The sequence below is a fragment of the Xanthomonas sp. WHRI 10207 genome (genome assembly GCF_040202975.1).
GTDB lineage: Bacteria > Pseudomonadota > Gammaproteobacteria > Xanthomonadales > Xanthomonadaceae > Xanthomonas.
Genome location: NZ_JBEGDX010000003.1, coordinates 312915 through 329890 on the forward strand (window position 1 = coordinate 312915; position 16976 = coordinate 329890).

The 16976-nt window shown below is 63.5% G+C and carries 16 protein-coding genes, 1 other RNA gene and 1 pseudogene; 8 read left to right on the top strand and 10 right to left on the bottom strand.

The genetic code is table 11. The features are described 5' to 3' along the window. Window positions 1–40: 40 nt before the first annotated feature. The 3 genes from msuE (at window position 41) to ABQU90_RS11805 (ending at window position 2856) form a co-directional block, all read left to right on the top strand. Window positions 41–652, top strand: coding sequence for an FMN reductase (gene msuE, locus ABQU90_RS11795; protein WP_323521062.1), 612 nt, complete (start codon window positions 41–43; stop codon window positions 650–652). A gap of 160 nt (window positions 653–812) precedes the next feature. After that, window positions 813–1796: a DUF1852 domain-containing protein gene (locus ABQU90_RS11800; RefSeq protein WP_323521063.1), complete on the top strand. Its 984-nt coding sequence runs from the start codon at window positions 813–815 to the stop codon at window positions 1794–1796. Window positions 1797–1824: 28 nt separating this feature from the next. Then, the gene (locus ABQU90_RS11805) at window positions 1825–2856 is read left to right on the top strand and encodes a methionine synthase (protein WP_115552680.1); all 1032 of its coding nucleotides are present in this window, start codon (window positions 1825–1827) and stop codon (window positions 2854–2856) included. A 162-nt stretch (window positions 2857–3018) separates the two neighbouring features. On the opposite strand, the pseudogene ABQU90_RS11810 reads toward ABQU90_RS11805, so the two are convergent. After that, window positions 3019–3183: pseudogene (locus ABQU90_RS11810) on the bottom strand (porin); the annotation flags it as partial. Window positions 3184–3560: 377 nt separating this feature from the next. On the opposite strand from ABQU90_RS11810, the gene ABQU90_RS11815 reads away from it, so the two are divergent. Further along, complete coding sequence (locus tag ABQU90_RS11815; protein WP_323521064.1) at window positions 3561–4298, top strand: SDR family oxidoreductase; 738 nt, start codon at window positions 3561–3563, stop codon at window positions 4296–4298. A gap of 101 nt (window positions 4299–4399) precedes the next feature. Here the strand turns inward: ABQU90_RS11815 and ABQU90_RS11820 are convergent, their stop codons facing one another. Together ABQU90_RS11820 and ABQU90_RS11825 are read right to left on the bottom strand one after the other, a co-directional pair. Next, window positions 4400–5098, bottom strand: coding sequence for a helix-turn-helix transcriptional regulator (locus ABQU90_RS11820; RefSeq protein WP_323521065.1), 699 nt, complete (start codon window positions 5096–5098; stop codon window positions 4400–4402). A 1-nt stretch (window position 5099) separates the two neighbouring features. Then, window positions 5100–6035 carry an NAD(P)-dependent alcohol dehydrogenase gene (locus ABQU90_RS11825; protein ID WP_323517926.1) on the bottom strand — a complete coding sequence of 312 codons (936 nt, stop codon included), beginning with the start codon at window positions 6033–6035 and terminating at the stop codon, window positions 5100–5102. A 602-nt stretch (window positions 6036–6637) separates the two neighbouring features. Between ABQU90_RS11825 and ABQU90_RS11830 the strand changes: the two genes are divergently transcribed. From ABQU90_RS11830 to ABQU90_RS11840, 3 genes are all read left to right on the top strand, one after another. Continuing rightward, entirely contained in the window at window positions 6638–7231 is a 594-nt protein-coding gene (locus tag ABQU90_RS11830; RefSeq protein WP_236699310.1) for a TetR/AcrR family transcriptional regulator, read from the top strand. Window positions 7232–7391: 160 nt separating this feature from the next. Beyond that, window positions 7392–8252 (top strand): oxidoreductase, encoded by an 861-nt coding sequence (locus ABQU90_RS11835; RefSeq protein WP_323521067.1) that lies wholly within the window; start codon window positions 7392–7394, stop codon window positions 8250–8252. 58 nt (window positions 8253–8310) lie between these two features. Then, on the top strand, window positions 8311–9309 hold the full coding sequence (locus ABQU90_RS11840; RefSeq protein ID WP_323521068.1) for an NADP-dependent oxidoreductase: 999 nt from the start codon (window positions 8311–8313) through the stop codon (window positions 9307–9309). A 166-nt stretch (window positions 9310–9475) separates the two neighbouring features. Here ABQU90_RS11840 and ABQU90_RS11845 read toward each other — a convergent pair whose 3' ends face one another. From ABQU90_RS11845 to ABQU90_RS11865, 5 genes are all read right to left on the bottom strand, one after another. Beyond that, window positions 9476–9862 (bottom strand): hypothetical protein, encoded by a 387-nt coding sequence (locus ABQU90_RS11845; RefSeq protein WP_323521069.1) that lies wholly within the window; start codon window positions 9860–9862, stop codon window positions 9476–9478. 58 nt (window positions 9863–9920) lie between these two features. Continuing rightward, complete coding sequence (locus tag ABQU90_RS11850) at window positions 9921–10328, bottom strand: DUF4259 domain-containing protein (protein ID WP_104615232.1); 408 nt, start codon at window positions 10326–10328, stop codon at window positions 9921–9923. Between the two features lie 77 nt (window positions 10329–10405). After that, window positions 10406–11038, bottom strand: coding sequence for a dihydrofolate reductase family protein (locus ABQU90_RS11855; RefSeq protein WP_323521070.1), 633 nt, complete (start codon window positions 11036–11038; stop codon window positions 10406–10408). Between the two features lie 63 nt (window positions 11039–11101). After that, window positions 11102–11177, bottom strand: a non-coding RNA gene (locus tag ABQU90_RS11860) — sX9 sRNA. A gap of 636 nt (window positions 11178–11813) precedes the next feature. Then, complete coding sequence (locus ABQU90_RS11865; protein WP_115515064.1) at window positions 11814–12797, bottom strand: quinone oxidoreductase family protein; 984 nt, start codon at window positions 12795–12797, stop codon at window positions 11814–11816. Window positions 12798–12988: 191 nt separating this feature from the next. On the opposite strand from ABQU90_RS11865, the gene ABQU90_RS11870 reads away from it, so the two are divergent. Next, window positions 12989–13360 carry a winged helix-turn-helix transcriptional regulator gene (locus ABQU90_RS11870; protein WP_055853470.1) on the top strand — a complete coding sequence of 124 codons (372 nt, stop codon included), beginning with the start codon at window positions 12989–12991 and terminating at the stop codon, window positions 13358–13360. A 429-nt stretch (window positions 13361–13789) separates the two neighbouring features. Here the strand turns inward: ABQU90_RS11870 and ABQU90_RS11875 are convergent, their stop codons facing one another. Next, window positions 13790–15241 (bottom strand): OprO/OprP family phosphate-selective porin, encoded by a 1452-nt coding sequence (locus ABQU90_RS11875; RefSeq protein WP_323521071.1) that lies wholly within the window; start codon window positions 15239–15241, stop codon window positions 13790–13792. Window positions 15242–16024: 783 nt separating this feature from the next. After that, the gene (locus ABQU90_RS11880) at window positions 16025–16915 is read right to left on the bottom strand and encodes an SDR family oxidoreductase (RefSeq protein ID WP_323521072.1); all 891 of its coding nucleotides are present in this window, start codon (window positions 16913–16915) and stop codon (window positions 16025–16027) included. Window positions 16916–16976: the final 61 nt, after the last annotated feature.

The window sequence follows — 16976 nt, forward strand, 5'->3', positions numbered from 1 at the left end:
GAGTCCTAGCATCAGGGCTCATCGTTCTAGGTCGCCCCGCATGACTGTCAACGTGCCACACCCGCTCCGTGTCGTCGCCGTCTCCGGCGGGCTGCAACGCCCCTCCAAGGCCGTCGCCTTGGCCGAGCATCTGCTGGCCTTGATCGCCGACGCAGTGCCGTGCCAGCAGCATCTGGTCGAACTCGGGACGTTGGCGCCGCAGTTCGCCGGTGCGCTCTGGCGCTCGCAGCTGCCCGCAACGGTGGAGCAGGAACTTGCCGCCGTGGAGCAGGCCGACATCGTGGTGGTGACCACACCGGTCTATCGCGGTTCCTTTACCGGGTTGTTCAAGCACTTTTTCGACTTCCTCCATCAGGATGCCTTGATCGACACGCCCGTGCTGTTGGCGGCCACCGGCGGCAGTGAACGCCATGCACTGGTGATCGATCACCAGTTGCGGCCACTTTTCAGTTTCTTCCAGGCACGCACCTTGCCGCTGGGCGTCTACGCCACCGACCGCGACTTCCTGGACTACCGCGTGCACAACGAGGCCCTGGCTGAGCGCGCCAAGCTGGCGGTGCAGCGCGCACTGCCGCTGATCGCATTGACGCAGCAGGCAAACGCGCTCGCCGCAGAAAAAATTGCCGCAGAAAAAAACGTGGCCGCCGCCTGAGGGCCATTCGGCCCAAGGCCGGCCGCAATGCCTCTTGCCGGCCACAGGATCAGCGGGCGATCGCTTGCCGATCCGCATTCCCGGCGTCCCTCCAGCGCGCATCACTGCATATGCAGGGACGCGCGCTCGTCTCATCTCGGAAACAAGGCGTCAGCTCGCAATGACTCAAGAATTCACCTTCGGCATCAAGAGCCTCCGCTTCGACGAGGACTATCGTCCCGCGGGCAATACGCGCAACACGACGAACTTCGCCAACCTGGCCAGGGGCGAGCGTCGCCAGCAAAACTTGCGCAACACGCTTGCGATGATCAACAACCGCTTCAACGACCTGGCGCATTGGGATAACTCAAAGCGCGACCGCTATGCTGTCGAACTCGACATCATCTCGGTGGAGATGCGGGTTGCCGGGAGCGAGCGGGGCGACGAATTCCCGTTGATCGAGATACTGAAGACCAACATTCTCGATAGAACGACCGGTGCCCGCATCGATGGCATCGCAGGAAACAATTTTTCCTCCTACGTACGCGACTACGATTTCAGCGTGTTGCTGCCGGCCCACAATCAGGACCGGTCCGCATTCGGCATTCCGGACGATTTCGGCAGCCTGCATGGACAGTTGTTCAAGCATTTCGTGAACTCGGACGCGTACAGCGCGCGTTTCGCCAAGCCGCCTGTCATCTGCATCAGCGTCTCCAGCAGCAGGGTCTATCACCGAACGGGAAACCGGCATCCCATCCTGGGCATCGAGTACCGGCAGGACGAGTTGTCATTGACGGATCGGTACTTCGAGAAGATGGGCCTGACCGTGCGCTACTTCATGCCTGCGAATAGTGTCGCCCCGCTGGCGTTCTATTTCTTTGGTGACCTGCTGGGCGATTACAGCAATCTCGAGCTGATTGGCACCATCAGCACCATGGAGACGTTCCAGAAGATTTACCGGCCGGAAATCTACAACGCCAATTCCGCGGCCGGGTCCATCTACCAGCCGAGCCTGACGCATCAGGATTATTCGGCGACCCAGATCGTCTACGACCGGCAAGAGCGCAGTCAGCTCGCGGTGACGCAGGGGAAATTCACCGAGGAGCACTTCATCAGGCCCTACGGACATCTTCTCGCGCAGTGGGCCTCCGGCCACGCGCTCTGATCAACCAGAACCCAAGACATCGCCCATCATGAACAAGCTGCTCCCCACCTCCACCGCCGGTAGCCTGCCCAAGCCTTCCTGGCTCGCGCAGCCGGAGAAACTCTGGTCGCCCTGGAAGCTGCAGGACGAGGAACTGATCGAAGGCAAACAGGACGCATTGCGCCTGTCGCTGCAGGAACAGCAGCACGCCGGCATCGATATCGTCAGCGACGGCGAACAGACCCGCCAACATTTCGTCACCACCTTCATCGAACACCTCAGCGGCGTCGATTTCGAAAAGCGTGAGACCGTCAGGATTCGTAATCGCTATGACGCCAGCGTGCCGACCGTCGTGGGTGCGGTGAGCCGCCCCAAGCCTGTCTTCGTCGACGATGCAACGTTCTTGCGCCAGCAAACCCGGCAGCCGATCAAATGGGCGCTGCCCGGCCCCATGACGATGATCGATACCCTCTTTGATGCGCACTACAAAAGCCGCGAAAAGCTGGCATGGGAATTTGCCAAGATCCTCAACCAGGAGGCCAGGGAGCTCGAAGCTGCCGGCGTGGATATCATCCAGTTCGATGAGCCGGCCTTCAATGTCTTCTTCGACGAGGTCAACGACTGGGGTATTGCCACCCTCGAGCGGGCAATCGAAGGGCTCAAATGCGAAACCGCCGTCCATATCTGCTATGGCTACGGCATCAAGGCCAATACCGACTGGAAGCAGACCCTGGGCTCGGAGTGGCGTCAGTACGAAGAGTCGTTCCCCAAGCTGCAGACATCCACGATCGACATCGTCTCGCTGGAGTGCCACAACTCGCACGTGCCGATCGATCTGATCGAACTCGTCCGCGGCAAGAAGGTGATGGTCGGCGCCATCGACGTGGCAAGCAACACGATCGAAACACCGCAGGAAGTGGCCGATACGCTGCGCAAGGCGCTCCGCTTTGTCGATGCCGACAAGCTCTACCCGTCCACCAACTGCGGGATGGCGCCTCTCGCCCGACACATCGCGAGAGGCAAACTCACTGCTCTCAGTGCAGGCGCAGAGATCATTCGTGCAGAACTGGCAGCGCGGTAGCGCGCTGGTGCTTGCGTGGATCGGCGGCCGACGCAGTGGGGCGAGGCGCGCTCCATCCTGCAGCTGGTGACCGGTGCCGGCGACGCAACAACATCGCGCCCCCGCACACGAGGGCGCGATGGCTTCATCGGGTTGCAGGACGCGATACTTGATCTGCAACTGCAACTGCAACTGCAACCGCAGCAGGTCGCTTTCGACCACCGGAGACGGCGCGGCCGAGACGTCGCTACGCTTGATCTTCGCGCACGCCAACACCAGCTCCAGCGCGTCCATCGATTTTCATGGCACAGCGGCTCCCACAGCGTCCGTGCGCAGGCGCGGCGCATTGGGGGTGGGGGCGAACCACCTGGTCATTGCCTGCGGCGTGCACGTCCACGCCGTCGGCATGATGACCGCGCGCCATCGCGACGTAGCCGGCTAGCGGAGCGCGCGCGGTGAGCGCAGCCGACACAGTGCCGACGCTGAACCTGCGTACGTCATTGCGTCCCGCGCAATTGCCTGCGTTGCATGGCATGGCTACAGTGGCGGGGTCGAAAGAGTGCAGGCCGGATGGTAGCCCGGTCATCCATCCGATCCGGGTGGCAAGCTCTCCCGCTGAGGGTATCCGCGACACCGAGACCGGCATTGCCGGAACAAGGTGTGCCCGGTGACCTCTCACGACCCATCATCGGCGCGCCTCCACTGACCCTGGAAGGATATTGCGCATGCAACTCACCTCACACACCCTCTTGATCACCGGCGGTGCCACCGGCATTGGCTTTGCGCTCGCACGCGCGCTGGTGGAGCAGGGCAACACCGTCATCATTTGTGGGCGCAGCGCCGCGGCGTTACGCCAGGCCAAGGACGCGCTGCCAGCGTTGATCACCCAGGTCTGCGATATCACCGACACGGCGAGTCGTCGTGCACTGGTGGACTGGTTGCAGGCACACCACCCGCACTGCAACGTGCTGATCAACAATGCCGGTGTGCAACAGCATCGCGATTTCACCGGCACCGATGCTGTGGCCCATCTCGATCAGGAAATTGCCATCAACCTGACCGCGCCGATCCATCTGATTGCCGAGCTGCTGCCGTTGCTGCAGCAGCAACAGCACGCGGCCATCATCAACATCACCTCGGGGCTGGCGTTCTCACCGATGGCCGATGTGCCGGTGTATTGCGCCAGCAAGGCGGCGCTGCACTCCTTCACCCTGAGTCTGCGTCACCAGTTGAAAGGCAGTACCGTGCGCGTGATCGAGATTGCCCCGCCAATCGTCGATACCGGGCTAGGTGGCGGCACGCGCAGTGCAGGGACCGTAGCGCGCAACATGATGTCTACCGAGCAGTTTGCGCAAGAGGCCATTGCCCAGCTGGAAGCCGGCAAGGACGAGGTATTGATCGGCATTTCGGCCGACACCCGTCGCTTGGGTGACGCCTTGTTCGAGCGGATGAATCACCGCTAGGTTGTTGGGTGATGTCGCTGGTGGTTTTTGCATGTTGCACAACACCACCAGCGACGTCCTGGCGACGATGGCGATCGGCGTAGCCGCTGCAGGTCAAGCGCTCAGCAATCGCTTTGCTTGCATGGATTACCAGCGCTAGCCCGCCATTGCTTCACCAGTTGGCGGCGATTGCGTTGATACTGCTCCTGCAGATAATCGATCCTGTCGATAGAGTCTGCGTGGAAGATGCGGAAATCGCCGCACGCTTCGCACCACGCGGCGATATGCCACCGTGCGTCGACCAAGCCCAGCATGATCGGCCAGATCGTGCGCTCCGATATCACCCCGGTCTTGCTCGTATAGCCGATCTGCAACTTGCGTTGCGCATGCAGCGCCTTGCGGATTTTTCCAAGGTCGACGATTGCTTCTGGCCGCCGTGCCCGGCTGATGTACAGCACGTTGTCGTCCAGTGCCAGGCGCACCTCCTGCGAGATCACCCCGTCGAGTTTTGCCAGTGCGTTCTGCACTGCCTGCGTCATTGCATCGTCGCTCTGGCTGCTGACCCACTGCGCGCCGGTGACCAGCGCGCGGATTTCTTCCTCGGTGAAGGAGAGCGGCGGAAGCACAAAGCCTGGTCTCAGGATGTAGCCCACGCCCGCTTCGCCTTCGACATCGGCACCCATCGCCTGCAAGGTCGCAATGTCGCGCCGGATCGTGCGCAACGAGACGCCAAGCTCTTGTGCGAGCGTGCTGCCGGACACGGTTCCCCGGTGTCGACGCAACACTTGCAAGAGATCGAACAGGCGCTGGCTACGCGACATGTCAGTCCATTCTGACCAGGCCCTTGCCCGGACGCTTCTGGCCGGATTCAAGGGTATTCATCAAGCCGATGGCACCTTCCAGCGGAACGATCTCGCCGATCGGCAGGCCGAAGGTTCCCGCTTCCGCAGCGCTGGCGAGGTAAGCCAGGATGGCGCTGGACGGTTTGCCGATCACCAGCTTGAAGCGGCGGTCCACCACGGCGCGGACGAACTTTCCCAGGTCGGGTTCCAGATCCAGGAAGCTGCCGCGCTTGTCGCGCAACAACGCCAATCCCGCAGCAGCTTTCATGACGGCCGAGGTGTCGAAGATCACGTCGAAGCGCTCATGAATGTCTTCCGGTCGGGTCACCCTGTAATCGTAGACCTGTTTCAGGCCCAGCGATCTGGCCCGCTCCATCGACCCCGCGCTACAACTCCCGGACACGGTTGCACCCAAGAGCTGCGCCAGCTGCACCGCCGCTTCGCCCACCGCGCCGGCGCAGCCGTTGACGAACACATGCTGGCCTTTCTTCAGCGCCGCCTTGTCGACCAGACCATTCCACGCGGTGACCCCGGGCGTGCCCAGGCACGCGGCGTTTTCATAGGAGACGTTATCGGGTTTCTTGACCAGGCTCTCTTCGGTGGTGATCACCGCTTCGCCCAATGCGCCGCACTCCTTGAAGCGCGCCAGGCCGAACACCGCATCGCCGGGCTTGAAGCGGGTGACGCCTTCGCCCACCGCGAGCACCACGCCCGACAGATCCATGCCCATCGCACGCGGAAAGGTCCGCCCGGTCACGATCTTCATGACGCCGTTGCGCATCTTCCAGTCGACCGGATTGATCGCGGCGTACTTCACCTTCACTGCGACCTGGCCTTTTGCGGGCGCAGCAAGCGTGAACTCGGCCAGCTGCATGACGTCCTGGCCACCATAGCGGTTGTATTGAAGGCGCTTCATTGGCGCAGTGCTCCGGTGGCAATGGCACGTATGGATGTGACCTTGCAGGCGAGAACCACGTGTCGTCGGTCGACCGGGTTGCCGGGATGGGCGGCAGGTCCGGTTCGGTGGCCAACAAAAGGCCGGCCAGCGCTGCGGAACACAAACGTGACCGGACGCGAGGGCATCAGTGTGGACGCGTGGGCATCGAGCGCGCTTGAAGCTGCAGGGTCGGTCGGGCGGGAGCGGGTGAAGATGGTCACCAGGACATTCCTCGGAGTGGGCGCCCAGTCTAGGAAGCGGTGGTGACAGATTTTGTCACCATGCTTTTCGCCAGATCGCGGACGCGCAACCGCCGTCGCCAGCGCCGGCATCGCGTGACTTCACGGCATGCCCGCGCAGCCCGACCGGCGCGAACCGAGCTCGCCATCCGGTCTGTCAGACAGCCGCGCGCTGCCAGGCCAGCACTCCATGGAAGCGTGCGACTGCCACTCCCGTTCCCTTGTCCGTGCAGTCGCGGTGCCGCTGTGCCCTGAAAGTGGGCGGCGCCCCGTGTTCTACCGCTCGTCGGACAGCCGCCGGTGCGGCTTCCATTGCTATCGATCTTATGTATGATGACCATCATGAAAAACACCTCGCCACGCTCCCGCGCATCGTCAGGCCGCAAGGCCGATAGCCATGCACGCATCGTCGAAGTCGCTGCGCGTGCGATCCGGCGTACCGGCTATGACGGCACCGGCGTGGCCGACATCATGAAAGAGGCCGGCCTGACCCACGGCGGCTTCTACGCGCATTTCTCTTCGCGCGATGCGCTGCTTGCCGAGGCCGCCGACCATGCGGGCGCGCAGACGGTGGCCAACTCTGCGCGGATCGCTGCCGCCGTGCCGCCGGAGCAGGCGGCGCAGGCACTGATGCGGGCGTATCTGTCCGATGGGCACGTCAAAAACGTCGAATCCGGCTGCCCGATCGCCGCGCTGGGTTCGGAGATGCCGCGTCAGGCACCGGCGGTGCGCCAGGTAGCGACGCGTCGCATCAAGGAAATGATCGACCTGGCCGCGCGCCAATCGCCGGACTGGGGAACGCCGCAGGCGCATGCGCGTGCGCTGGTGACCGTCTGCGCCATGGCCGGCACCTTGATGCTGGCGCGTGCGGTGGACGACCCCGCATTGTCGGCCGCGATGCGTGAGGCGGCACTCGAGCACTTCGGCGCAGCCTGAGCAAAACGCTCGGGTTGATCGTTGTTTAAAAATATGATGTTCGTAATATTTTAGACGTACAGATCGTAGTCCGCCGCAGCCGCGGCTCTCCACCACCACCGCGTGCGACGGCAGCCCCTCAATGGCTTGCCGGCACCCATCACTCGAGACAGAGACACCCATGAACAGCAAGATCGCACTCGTCACCGGAGCCTCCTCCGGTATCGGCGAAGCCACCGCCGCCCACCTGGCCAAGGCCGGCTACACCGTCTATGGCACCAGCCGCCGCGGTGGCCGCTCCAGCACGCCCGGCGTGCAGATGCTGTCGCTGGATGTCACCAACGACGAGTCGGTGGCCACCGCCATCGATACCTTGCTGCGCAAGGAAGGCCGCCTGGACCTGTTGGTCAACAATGCCGGCTTCAGCGTTGCACCGGCCGCGGCAGAGGAGAGCTCCATCGCGCAGGCGCAGTCGGTGTTCGACACCAACTTCTTCGGCACCGTGCGTATGAGCAATGCGGTGATCGGCCAGATGCGCAAGCAAGGCAGCGGGCGCATCCTCAACATCGGCTCGGTGCTGGGGCTGGTGCCAATTCCGTATACGGCGATGTATGTGGCCAGCAAGCACGCCGTCGAGGGTTACAGCGAATCGCTGGATCACGAATTGCGCGATTGGGGCATCCGGGTGTCGGTGATCGAGCCGGCCTACACCAGGACGCCGTTCGACGCCAATTCGCTGCAGCCGGATGCTCCGCTGGAGATCTATCGGGACATGCGCGCGCATCTGGCCGCACACGTCGCACAGGTGATGCAAAAGGCCGATGCGCCCAGCGTGGTGGCCGAGGTGGTGCTCAAGGCAGCGCAGGATCCGCAACCGAAGGTGCGCTACACCGCCGGCAAGGTGGCCAAGCAGATGAGCCTGCTGCGTCGCCTGTTGCCCAACCGCATGCTCGGCAATGCGCTGCGCAAGGAACTCAAGCTGGATCAGGTTGCATCGCCAGCCCGCGCCAACGGCTCGGCTGCTGCCGGAGCACGCGCATGATGCACACGATTGATCGTACCGATGCCAAGATGTGGGCACGCGCCTGTGGGGAACACGCATGAAAGCCGTCATTGTCGACCAGTACAAGAAACATGGCCCGGTGCGCATCGGCGAGATGCCGATGCCGCAGCTGCGCCCCAACGATGTGTTGATCAAGGTCAGCGCCGCCAGCCTGAACCCGCTGGATGCCAAGGTGCGCGATGGCGAATTCAAGATGCTGCTGCCGTTCAAGACGCCCTTCGTGCTGGGTAACGATGTGGCCGGCGTGGTGACGCAGGTCGGCACCGCAGTGCGCGACTTTGCGGTTGGCGATACGGTGTTCGCCAAGATCGAACCCGGCCGCATCGGTACCTTGGCCGAGTTCGTGGCGATCGATGCAGCGGTGGTCGCGCACAAACCGGCCAGCCTGAGCATGGAGCAGGCCGCATCGTTTCCGCTGGTCGGCCTGACCGCCTGGCAGGCGCTGGTGGAAACCGCCGCGCTCAAACCGGGTCAGAAGGTGTTGATCCATGCCGGCTCCGGCGGTGTGGGTACCATCGCGATCCAGCTGGCCAAGCATCTGGGTGCGTACGTGGCTGCCACCACCAGTACTGCCAATGTGGAGCTGGTCAAATCGTTGGGCGCCGATCTGGTGATCGACTACAAGCGGCAGGACTTCCAGGCGCTGGTGCGCGATTACGATGTGGTGCTGCACAGCCTGGATACGCCGACGCTGCTCAAGTCGCTGCAACTGCTCAAGCCCGGCGGTGTATTGATTTCGCTGACCGGCCCGCCGACGCCGGCATTTGCGCAGCAACTTGGGCTGGCGTTTCCGCTCAAGTTGGTAATGCGCCTGCTCAGCCGCAAGGTGCGCGCGCAGGCCAGGCAGCGGCAGGTGTCGTACACCTTCCTGTTCATGCGCGGCGATGGTCCGCAGCTGCGCACGTTGGCGGGTTTGCTCGACAGCGGCGTACTGCGCCCGGTGATCGATACGGTGTATCCGCTCGCACGTGCGCAAGAAGCGCTCGCGCAGGTGGACAGCGGCCGCGTCAAAGGCAAGGTCGTGGTCACGCTGTAGCAGCGGCGATCGCGTGGTGCTGCCTTATCGGTGACAGCGATAAGGCTGTGCTTCGGAAACGATAACGGGGTGGGCAGGGTGCCCACCCCGTTTGCGTATGCGCAATGTGCGTGGCTAGCCGGTGAACCCGGTGGATTTGCCAAGCAGCTTCGGCTTGACTGAATTCTTATGCCATCTCCGGCCAAACCGCCGGCCTACCCGCCCGGATGTAATCAAGGTACTCGGACTCGGCAACGCCGAGGTTGACCCAGCGTTCTGGATGGGTCGCCAGTGACGTCTCTGCATATGCAATAGCTGCGTTGGGAGCCTGGAACGTGGCTGCCGCAGCATCAAGATCCTCTGGCGCTAGATATGGAAAGTCATACAGATCGGTGTATTGCTCACTGCCGATGTCCTGGACGTCATACACCCAAATCTGCACCGATCCATCAACGGGCCGCAACTCGATATGGCGAATGTAGTCCGGATGCAGAGGGCTGCGCCCAAGGAACTGCTCAACGGACTTGCCTCGACGAAACGTGGCTGGAATATCAAGGGTGGGAAGATGTTGCATGGCGGCTTAAAGAATGAATGAAGCCGCGCTGTGAGGCGGCATCGGATTGAATGAATCGTCAGATCTGCAGCCGTGACCGTAAACCACGCACTTCCGCTTGCCACTCGTTGAAGTCATCGGTGTCCTCCCACAGCTCGCGCAACTCCGAGGTTGGTCCAAGAATGCGATCAATCGCCTGCGCAGCGTCGCTGGTCAATTGAGCGTCGGGTAGCGGCTTTACCCTGTCGATCCATTCCACGACATCCGGCTCATCCAGGGCCTCAGCGGTGGGGCGTCCCAAGGCCGCAACGATCACCTCAATGGCCGCCAGCGCAGTGGTTGCATCCGTCGAATCCACATCGCTATCGGTGGCAAGGACTGCTGCAATTGCCTCGCGAACAAGCGACAGGTCGCCGGCCTCGGTGAGGTCGCATACCCAATCCGCAGCAGTGTCGTTGTCAAAAGAACCGATGCCCCAGCAACCCATGAACGTACTCCTGCAGGTCGAATGTTTGGCATAAGGCGCGCGTTGGCCTCCTGCCTGATGGATGAGTAGGCCTCAGCTCACTGCCGCACATAGCGCAGGTGGGTGGCCGCAGGCCCATCAAGCACCCTGTCGATACGAAATTGTGTCGCGGGCTCGCCAAGGTGTTCGAACAGACGTCGTCCGCCGCCGAATAAGACCGGTGCCAACGCAATCTCCAGCTCGTCGACAACGCCCAAGCTCAGATACTGCTGGATCAGATCCGCTCCACCGGCAATCCGAATATCACGGCTGCCAGCGGATTCGCGAGCCAGTTCCAGCGCATGTTCCGGCCCGTCGTTGATGAAGTGGAAGGTCGTGCCGCCGGGGCGCACCCAGGGCTCGCGTTTCTCGTGGGTCAGCACGTAGACCGGTGTGTGGAACGGAGCCTCCTCTGGCCAGGCAACCTCGCCTTGGTCGAACATTCGCTTGCCCATGATGTTGGCGCCGATACGCGCGAAGGTGCTGCGGACCAGGTCGTTGACCGGGCCGGTGTCACCATCCGATGCAAGCTTGAGTATGTTCTCGCGGAAGTACTGCGTTGTGATCAGCCACCCCATCATCGCGCCCCACTTGGCTCCCCAGTTCTTGTGCTCGGGGTCGTCCATGGTCATCCCTTCCGGCGCCATGTAGCCATCAAGGCTAAGGCCGATGCTGACGAATACCTTGCTCATGATTTCACCTGTCACGTGTCTGAGGGCAGCAGAACATCCGAATTCACTCGACCCGCTAAGAGCGGCTAACAAACCGTAGCGAGCGGTCGTCAGCTGGGTGTGGACGGCGCGGAGGAACCGGAGTGTACGCGTGGTCCACACCGCACCGAGCATCGGCCGCGCCCACCTGGAGGTGAGCACAGTCCTTTTGTTTGCTGCTCTTAGTTGCGTCTGCTTGCATGCATTGTTAGTCCCCACCATGCGCAGTCTTCGCCTGGTACAGCGCTGATGCAACCACATCTGCAGGCCAGTGGTTTTTTCCGTTACGGAAGATAGAAACCACCAGAAACGCGATGCGCCGTACTCCAACGCCTGCGCATGTCGGTGGGTTGCCAACCGATCTATGCGTGCGTCCTTGTGGCGTGCTGCACGGTGTCGTTACCCGCGTCTTAGGGGGCTAACCGCAAACGAGGTGCTGGCGCTGATACCGAGTGCGCCCGGTAGGGCCCGGCCGCAGCGCAACGATCCAGCACTGACCGCAGCGCCATCGCGCGGTGCGGCATGCAGACGTGCATTTTGAAACGCGCAACGTGCAACACCCGCAGTGACCGCCAATTCGATGGTCGCTGCGGGTGTCGTGTGGTGTGACCAGAAGCATGTCGTGCATGCCTTCAATCCATCCAATCTCGCGATGGGTTTGAAGCCCGGTTGCGGGCCTCACCACGCAACCCGGTGCATGGACCTCGCCGACGCTGACCGCGCCCGATTGCCGGGGCGGTCGTTTTGTCTGTCGCGCTTACTCGGCCCAGGGCTCCAGCACTACCTTGCCGGTGGTCTGGCGACTTTCCAGCAATTGGTGCGCCTGCGCGGCCTGCGACAGCGGCAACACCGTGCCGATTTGCGGGGCCAGCTTGCCGGTCATGATGAAGCCCATGATTTCGCCCAGCACCTCCTGCAGCAGTCCGGGCTGGGCCTGGTAGCCGCCGATGTAGAAACTGGTCAGCGTGTGGTTCTTCAGCGTGAGCTGCCAGGGGTCGATCAATGCGGTTTTGCCGCTGGACTGGCCCAGAAACACCATGCGCCCGAACGGTGCCAATGCCGCCAGGCCTTCGCCCACACTGTCGCCGCCGGCACTTTCCAGAATCACATCCACGCCGCGTCCATCGGTCAGTGCCAGCACCTGCTCGGACCAGCCGGGTGCGGTGTAGTCCACCGAGGCATCGGCGCCCAGGCGTTCGGCCAGTGCGCGTTTTTCCGGCGAGCTGGCTGCAGCGATCACCTTGCCGGCGCCATAGAGTTTGGCCAGTTGCACCGCGAACGAACCTACACCGCCGGCCGCCGCTTCGATCAATATCGTCTCGCCCGGTGCCAGTCGCGCGGCTTGCCGCAACGCGATACCGGCAGTGAGCCCGTGCGCGACCACTGCGGCGGCCTGCACCGCGCTCACGCCCGGCGGCAACGGCACCACCAACGCGGCGGGGAAGGCGATGTATTGCGCATAGCCGCCCACGCCCGGCGTGGCCAGCACGGCCATGCCCACCTCCAGCCCGGTGACGCCTTCGCCGAGCGCGGCGATCGTACCGGCCACCTCGATCCCGAGGGTGTACGGCAGTGGCGATGCCTCGATGTAATCGCCGCGCCGACGCATGACGTCGGCAAAGTTCAGGCCGACCGCTTCGATCTTGATCAGCACTTCGCCATTGCCGGGCTGCGGCTGCGGAACTTCTTCATAGACCAGCACGTCGGTGCCGCCGTGCTGGTGAAACCGTACTGCCTTCATGATGCATGCTCGCTGGGTCAGGGGGCCGAATGGCCGGAGACGCCTGCCGCAACCAGAGTGCCGGCAGGAGATGTTGTCCCGGGGAGAGGCTGTGCAGCCGGTCGTCGCGGGATGCATCACAAGGTATATTCTATAAACCTGATGTCAATCAGGCACCACTTATCCACCAGGTATCCCACGAGACACTTGCAATGAACACAGCGATGCTGCAACCCGCTTTCAAATTCGATTGCCCAGGCCGTGAGACGTTGGAGCAACTGGCAGACAAATGGTCGGTGATGGTGCTGGCCTGTCTGCTGGTGACGCCGCTGCGTTTCAACGCGATCAAGCGCAATCTCGAAGGCGTTTCGCAAAAAGCCTTGACCCAGTGCCTGCGTCGGCTGGAGCGCAACGGCATCATCGTGCGCACGGTCATCGTGCGCTCGCCGATTGCGGTGGAATACCGCATCACTCCGCTCGGCCTGCGTCTGAAAGAGCCAATCCAATTGCTGTGCGCCTGGACGCTGGATAACCAGCATGCGATCGAGCAAGCGCGTGAGGCATTCGACCGCGAAGCAGCGTAAGCGTTGGTCCCGAGACAGGCGACAGGACGCGCTTGCGTTGCGATGTGCACCTCAGTGGCAGACAGTCACGCTGCGATGCTGGACGACCCGGCAGCGCAGCGCATGCAATGGCGCACGATCCGCGCTTGCACCAGCCTGGCAGGCACGGACAACCGCAAGGCAATGCAGTGCTTACACCGTGTCCTCGACATGTCGCTGCCGCGCGATGAGTCGCACAACACGATGCCTTGACGTGCAGCAACCGCCACTGCTCTCAACGTTGTGCAGGCATCGCATTGCAGGGGCGTACCAGCACATCTGCACCACAACACGCAGCGTCGTCATGCAAACGCCCCGCACAGGGCGGGGCGTTTGCAGTCGTAGCAGCGCAGCGTTGCATCACGCCCACTGCAGCGGTGGTGCGCGCGGCGTAGCCGCGGATGGCGTGACTCAGTAGTTGACCTGCAACTGCAAGCGCAGCAGATCGCCTTCCACCACCGGATACGGCGCCGTGGTGACGTCGGTGCGCTTCATCTTCGAATACGCAAACACCAGTTCCAGCGCGTCCATCGGCTGCCATTCGACGCCGGCTTCCACTTCGTCCAGGCGCATGCGCGGCGCATTGGTATCGAACTTGGAGCCGCCGCGGTAGGTCTGCCATTTCAGGTACGGCAGCAAGGTGCCGTAGTTGAAGTCGTGCTTGAACATCGCCTGCACATACCCGCCGCTCAGCGAGCGGGTGCGGATGCGGCGCTGCGCCACATCCAGCTCCGGGCCGCGGCCCACCGTCCACTCGGCCTGCAAGCCGAACGGCTGCGGGTAATAGATCACGTGCGCAGCAACGCGCTGGTCGGTATAGCCGTTGGGGTCGGTGATGGCCGGGGTGAAACTGCGGCCGCCGATATTCACCGCCGCAGCGGTCGGCACGAAGCGCCCGCTGTAGGCATCGGCGCCCACTTCCAGATACTGGCCGTTGGCGAATTTGAACGGGTAGGTGGCGTGCACCACCGCATGCATGCCGTCGTTACGCTCGGCGCGGTTGGCGCCCTGGCCGTTGTACACGCCCGCGCCCAGCACGCCGTAATCGCCCGAGCCCTTCAGGCCGGATTTGACCAGGTCCTGGAAGCGGCCCTTGGCCACGGTGGGGCTGTAATAAAACACCGCACCGATATCGCGTTCGTCGCGCAGGCCGGAGTTGAGCGCGTCGGCGCGATCCAGGGTGAGGCGGTTCTGGCTGGACTGCAGGTTTTCCCAGCCGTACGGCATCTTCGACTGACCCACACGCACGCGGTACTCGCGCTTCTTGTCGAAGAAGATATCGGCGTAGGCATCGCGTAGCTGCGCGAAGTTGGAGGTGGTCGAACCAGTCGGAGTACTGGCGAAATCCGGCTGGAAATACAGCGACACGTGCTCGTTGAGATCGCCGCTCAGCACCAGGCGCGCACGCCGGATGCCCAGGCTCTGGTCGTTGCCGATGAAGCGATCGCCCGGCGCACGCAGGTCCTGCGCATCGCCGCCAATGCCCTGGTTGTAGCGGATCTGGGTGTAGCCGCGCAGGCTCAGCTTGTCGTACCACTTCTTGCCGACATCGCCGGCCTTGGCCGGTGCGGCGGCTGGCGCCGGTGCAGGGGCGGCCTGTGCGATGGCAGTGTCGGCCGGCACGGTTGCACCAGGTGCCGGAGGCAGCGTCTGTGCCGGCGAGGCAGGCATCGCCGAGGCGGGCAGCTTGCCGTTTTCGTCCACCTGCACAAAGGTGCCCAGCTTGTCGCGCCCGGGTGCCGGCTCGGCAAAGATCTGCTTGGTCTTGCGGTCGACGTACAACTCAAGCTCGGCGGCCAGCGTGCTGCCGCTGGCGGTCGCGCTGAGGGCGCACAGGACGGTGGCGAGATTGCGTTTTTTCATGGATCCGGCTCGGCAAGGGAAACTGGGCGGCGGTGGCGTGGCCGGTCGAAGCGCCCTCGCATAGGGCGCGTGCGGCCAGACGCCGGGCACCGTCATGGCGCTCCGCACTGCTGCCGTAGCAGCGATGGGGTGCAGTTATATTTAGGTTTGATGTCAGTTTGGTGACATCCGGGCCGTTATCCGACCGGTTACTGTGTCAACTGCGTGTCCGGTAGATGTCAGTCCGGCGACGCGAGCTGTGTCTAGAGGCGGTGGCGGCCCTGCTATGGGGGGGCCCCTGGCGGCCGTAACGTATGCACTGATCCTTGCGTGGCCCACCCGCCTGAGCAGGCGCTGCGTGCAGCGATACGCCTGGCACGCACGTTGACCGTGACGGCCGAAAAGTCGAACAGTCGAACGGTCGAGCAGTCGGCCAGATTGAGGAATGCGCTCGTCGAGCGGGGCTGGTGGCACCTCGCCAGTGACAGCGGCTAACAGAACCGAGCGAGCGCCTGTCAGTGAGTGCGGGATCGAATGCGCGGTGCCCTCACCGCTCGCGGGACACGGTGAACCCGTCCCTGGGGGCTCGGTGGCGGCATCCGTGCCGCGCAATCGGCAAGGACACCGCGTCACGCCCGGCCAGCGCTATCGCCGTGCGCAGCCAGTCCGCACCGAGCGCGTCATCTGCAGCGCACTGGCACAGGCCAAAAAAAAAGCCACACCCGACGGGCATGGTGTTGCTTGTCTTCGCTACCGGCCGCCACACGCATCGCTGCGTCTCGCGTCCGGCCCGGCCCCCCTGGCTCAGGCTGCCGGTTGTGCCGCCGCCAGCGCCGCCGCCACGGTCTCGCGCCATGGCGTGGTGGGGCGGCCGATCAAACGACTCAGGGTGTGGCTGTCGTCGAACAGGCTGCCGCCGCGCGAGGACGCCGAGCACTGCGCCAGCACCTGCGCAAAGCCGGCCGGCACGCCCACCTGCACCAGCGCTGCGGCGTAGTCGGCTTCCGGGAGGTCGTGGTACGCCACCGGCTTGCCCGCCAGCTGCGATAGCTCGGCTGCGTACTCGGCCATCGTGAAAGCGGTATCGCCGGCCAGCTCATAGACCTGCCCGGCCTGCGGCGCATCCGATGCCAGGACCGCTGCGGCGGCCGCCGCATAGTCGGCACGTGTGGCGGTGCTGAGCTTGCCCTCGCCCGAGCTGCCCATCGTCCCGCCGTGCGCCACTTCGGCGGCGATCGAGCCAGTGTAGTTCTCGGTGTACCAGCCGTTGCGCAGCAGCACGTGCGGCACGCCGCTCTCGCGCAGCAGCGCCTCGGTGACCACATGTTCTTCGGCCAGCGACAGCGTGCTGGTGTCCGCACGCAGGATGCTGGTGTAGGCGAGCAACTCCACCCCGGCGCGCTTGGCCGCGTCGATCACATTGCGGTGCTGCTCCACGCGTGCGCCCACCGCGTTGGACGACACCAGCAGCACCCGGCCGACGCCCGCAAAGGCCAGGTCCAGGCTGTGCGGGTCGGCGTAGTCGGCCTGACGCACCGTGATGTCGCGTTTTGCGAACTCGGCAAGTGACGCAGTATCACGGGCCGTTGCTACGATGCGGCTGGCAGGCACATGTTCCAGAAGCGCGTCGACGACCAGTGCACCTAGCTGTCCGCTGGCGCCGGTAACAAGAATCAGGGGGGAGGCATGTGCCATGTGGAGCTCCAATAGGTTTAGAGAAGAGGTTTGGTCTAGTATCTAGACCTTGTGGTCAGCG